Genomic DNA, 3,928 nt, shown 5'->3' on the forward strand with positions numbered 1-3,928 from the left:
TCAACCTGCCGCTGTCGAGGTTCGATCCCAACGATCTTCCGAGCGGACAGGACAAGCCCGTCGTCATCCTGTGCCAAGCAGGCGGACGCTCGCGCAAGGCCCTCGGCGCCGCCCAGGCGGCCGGGCGCGCCGACCTGAAACACTATCCGGGCGGCATGAACGGGTGGCGCGTGCATGGCGGCGACGTGATGGTCTGAAAGCCGCGGCCGACCTGGTACCTCTCTGGCAAATCGTGTCGCGCGAGCGGTCGGTAACACCCGACGACGGGCCCGTCCGCACCCATTGTTCCTTTGCGCCGGTCTCGATCGCTCCCAGTCGGACCGCGCGCACATGTTTCATCGCATCGTCCGGATCGACGCCTGTCTCGACCAGCAATCGCGCCGCGATCATCCCTGCCCGTCCGAGGCCGCCGCGACAGTGAACGAGGACGTTCTCGCCCACATCGAGCCGCGCTCTCAGGTCGCGGCTCACCTCCGGCCATTTCCCTTCGAACTCGGGCGCCGGCGTGCTGACGTCAGGGATCGGCATATGCACCCACTCTATCCCGCGGCGCCCGACTCCCGCGCCGACCCTCGTGATCGAGAGTTGACGCAACTCTCGCGGTTCGAGCAGCGTCACGACGACTGTCGCGTCCCAGGCGGCGATCGCGTCGAGATCCTTGTCGAGGTCTCCCGCCCAGGAGCCGCCGAACGATTTTCCATCGTTCTTATCTGGCGCGAAGGTCACGCCAATCTTTCCCCAATTCGCTCCGACGTCGACTTCGGCAATGCGGATCGGATCGGTTTCGCTCGTCTTGATCACTGTTTGTTGAAGTCCTCCAATCGTTGTCAGGCCGACGTCGTTGCGGTTGCTCAGCTTTCGTCGTCGAGCCGGTTCAGCCACGATTGTCTCGGCGCGCGATAGTCAGCGCGGTTCGACTGGGCGGCGTAGGCGGCAAACTCCATTTCCTTTCGGGTCCGCTCGTTCCACGAGCGGTCGATGTTCTGCTTCAGCGCCGTGATCTCCTTGAGGAGCGGCAGCCCTTCCGGCAGTCGTGAGCAATAGCGTTCAAAGTGGTGAAGCTCGCGCTCGAGATATCAGCGCGCCTGTCGCCTTTCGCCGGCGCGGTTCAACTGGGCGGACGCCCGAACGATCTCGACGTGCCAGGAGGCCGCAACCGCCATCGACGCTTTCTCGTCGCGAGGTTGGCGGTTATTCCGTGCGCCTTCGACGAGCGTGAACGCGACCTCGGACGGACGCGGCTCGAGGGCGGTCCCGTCGGGCGCGTTCCCGCGCGCGGTGACGCCAAAGAGCAGCGTCTCGTCGATCTTGTCCGCCGGCAGCGTCACCCGGAAGACGCACGCGCGCGGTCGGTCGGCGACGAGCGTTCCAAGTGAGACCGAGAGTGCGCCGGTTGCGACCTGGGTCGGCGCTGAGCCGACGAAGTCGGCCTTGGCGGTCGCAGGCACGTGCACGGCGATCGAGCTCCCTGTTTTGGATGGGCGGTCATGTCGCGTGTTACAAGGCGTTTGGCCAATGAGGCCATCAAAACCGCTGGTCTGCGCAAGGAGGTGCCGTCGGCGCTTCCGCGTTGGATTCCACCCCAGCTTCGCCAGCCCGTCGAGACTGCCCCCTCAGGGCCGCAATGACCTCATGAGATCAAGCTCGACGGCTTTCGCATGTCCGCGCGCATCGACCGCGGGCGAGTGCAACTGCTGACGCGGACCGGGCTCGACTGGAGCGAGAAATATCCGAGCGTCTCTGCAGCTCTCGCACAGGTGACGGTTGAGAGCCCCTACCTCGACGGCGAACTCTGCGGCGTTGGCGACGATGGATTGCCGAGCTTCTCGCTGACTCAGGCGGCCACCGACGGACAGCGCGGGGTGCGGTCCGTCTACTTCGCCTTCGAACTCTTGCACCTCGACGGACGGGACAGCGCCAGTCAGCCGCTCATCGAGCGGAAGGCGCTGCTGAAACCGCTGGTCTCCGACATTTCCGGCGTTCAGTTCAACGACCACGAAACAGGCGACGGAGAACTCATCCGCAGGCATGCCTGCCGGCCTGGTTTCGAAGGCGTCGTGTCCAAGACGATCGATGCGCCCTACGCGCCCGGGAACCGGGGCCTGTGGCGCAAGGCCAAATGCCTCAACCGCCGGGGAATTCGTTGTCGTCGGCTGGACCGATCCTGAGGGCTCGAGGCCCCATCTCGGTGCCCTCCTGCTCGGCTACTACACCGACGATGGCAAGCTCATCTACGCGGGCCGCGTCGGCGCCGGCATGCCGGACAAGACACTGGCCGACCTGCGCCGCCGGCTGGACCCTCCGGCGCGGACGAGTTCGCCGCTCAGCGCGCCGCCGCCGCGCAAGACCCGCTTCGGATCGCCACTGTTGCTGTTTCGCGTGCATTGGGTCGAGCCGAAGCGCGTTGCCAAGATCACCTATCTGACCTGGACCGAGGACGGGCTGCTGCGCCACACGGTTTATGTTGGCCTCCGATCCGACAAGCCTGCGCGAGAGGTCCGGAGGGAAGCGATCCGCCGGGAATAGCAAATCCGAGCAGATACTTACGCGGTCGCCGTCGCGGAGCTTCGTAATGGTCTTTATATCTCAGGCGATGTCCGCTCATCCGCTACGGATCATTCAAGGCCTTACTCTGATCAGCGCAGCCAACGGGGCTCCGGTCCTGGTCGCGTGGGCGCTGAGAGCGCGCCCTGCCCGTCCGATCGATGGGGGGATCGTGTTGCGCGATGGCCATCCTCTCCTCGGTCGGTCCAAAACCTGGCGCGGCATCGCCTCGGCTGTTGTCCTGGCAACTTTCGTTGCGCTCCTGATCGGGTTGCCGTGGCGGCTAGGCGTGCTCGCTGCGGTGTCCGCCATGGCCGGCGACGGCCTCTCTTCCTTCTTCAAACGGCGGTTCGGGCTCGAACCAAGCAGCATGACGCTGGGTCTCGATCAGATTCCCGAATCGCTGTTTCCTGCGCTCGCCTGCGCGTCCTATCTTCCGCTCAGCCCTATCGACGTCTTCGCGGTTGTACTGATCTTTTCCGTCGGGGGGCTGGCGGCGTCGCAGATCTTTTTTGCCATCGGCGTGAGGGACCGGCCCTACTGATGCTCGCCACACACCAGGCGGTGCAGTGTCATCTCCGGCCGATTGTTGAAGCGCGCTGGAACGACCGAGGACCCTGTCCCCACCGAAGTATAGCCCGCCATTTTCCCATGCCGCCATGCGCCGGCGCCAAAAGCGCGCGGCAGATCGGCTTCGAGCAGGATGGGAATCCCACCGGGCAGGCAGATTTGCCCGCCGTGGGTGTGTCCGCTCAGCATCAGATCGAAACCGGACTCCGCTGCCCGACGGTAGATTTCCGGGGTGTGCGAGAGCAGGACAGAAACACAACCTTGGGGAATCTCCGCTGCCGCTTTTTCAATGTCGTCGACTCGAAAGAAATGCGCGTCGTCGACCCCCGCAAGATAGATCGAGGCTCCCCTGCGCTCGATAACGGCGCATTCGTTGAGAAGAACCCGGATGCCGAGCGCCTCCAGGTCGGGGACCATCGTGATCGAATCGTGATTGCCGAGCACAGCATAGACTTCCCCACGAAGTGCCGAGCGCAGGCGCGCGACGGCTTCGAGACAGGGTCTGCAATCGCCGTGGGTGCGCCCGCGATAGTCGCCGGTCAGAACGCAGAGATCATAATCGAGGCCAGGCGCGAGTTCAGCGGCGCGCCGCATTGCGGGGCCGCTCATGTCTGCATGCAGATCGCTCAGATGTAGAAGGGTGAAGCCGTCGAAAGCGCTGGGCAGATTTGCGAGGCGCACGACGTTATGGCGAACCTGTACCTTGCCTGCGTTGGCTAGGCCGAGCCGATAGGTTCCCGTAACGCGAAGCGCCAGCTCGATGATCGCCTGCATCACAGGCATGTTCTCGATATGCAGGAAGCTGATCCCCTGG

The 3,928-nt window shown here is 64.5% G+C and carries 6 protein-coding genes and 1 pseudogene; 4 read left to right on the forward strand and 3 right to left on the reverse strand.

What is annotated here, in order from left to right; translation table 11 throughout:
* A partial coding sequence (locus ACLP25_RS08295; RefSeq protein WP_442468737.1) for a rhodanese-like domain-containing protein occupies nt 1–197 on the forward strand: 197 nt, incomplete at its 5' end.
* Between the two features lie 94 nt (nt 198–291).
* On the opposite strand, the pseudogene ACLP25_RS08300 reads toward ACLP25_RS08295, so the two are convergent.
* Both ACLP25_RS08300 and ACLP25_RS08305 read right to left on the reverse strand, forming a co-directional pair.
* Nucleotides 292–882, reverse strand: a pseudogene (locus tag ACLP25_RS08300) (phosphatase domain-containing putative toxin); the annotation flags it as partial.
* 194 nt (nt 883–1,076) lie between these two features.
* On the reverse strand, nt 1,077–1,454 hold the full coding sequence (locus ACLP25_RS08305; protein WP_442468738.1) for a hypothetical protein: 378 nt from the start codon (nt 1,452–1,454) through the stop codon (nt 1,077–1,079).
* A 183-nt stretch (nt 1,455–1,637) separates the two neighbouring features.
* On the opposite strand from ACLP25_RS08305, the gene ACLP25_RS08310 reads away from it, so the two are divergent.
* From ACLP25_RS08310 to ACLP25_RS08320, 3 genes are read left to right on the forward strand one after another with little or no spacing between them, the layout of a single operon-like run.
* Nucleotides 1,638–2,168, forward strand: a complete 531-nt coding sequence (locus ACLP25_RS08310) for an ATP-dependent DNA ligase (protein ID WP_442468742.1) — start codon at nt 1,638–1,640, stop codon at nt 2,166–2,168.
* Entirely contained in the window at nt 2,074–2,526 is a 453-nt protein-coding gene (locus tag ACLP25_RS08315) for a hypothetical protein (RefSeq protein ID WP_442468739.1), read from the forward strand. The genes ACLP25_RS08310 and ACLP25_RS08315 overlap by 95 nt, the downstream gene beginning before the upstream one ends.
* Nucleotides 2,527–2,572: 46 nt before the next feature.
* Nucleotides 2,573–3,088, forward strand: coding sequence for a CDP-archaeol synthase (locus ACLP25_RS08320; protein WP_442468740.1), 516 nt, complete (start codon nt 2,573–2,575; stop codon nt 3,086–3,088).
* Here the strand turns inward: ACLP25_RS08320 and ACLP25_RS08325 are convergent.
* Nucleotides 3,082–3,928, reverse strand: an 847-nt coding sequence (locus tag ACLP25_RS08325) for a metallophosphoesterase (RefSeq protein ID WP_442468741.1), incomplete at its 5' end; no start/stop codon positions are given. The genes ACLP25_RS08320 and ACLP25_RS08325 overlap by 7 nt on opposite strands.

This window comes from Roseiarcus sp., from assembly GCF_052145395.1.
In the GTDB taxonomy this organism is placed as follows: Bacteria; Pseudomonadota; Alphaproteobacteria; order Rhizobiales; family Beijerinckiaceae; genus Roseiarcus.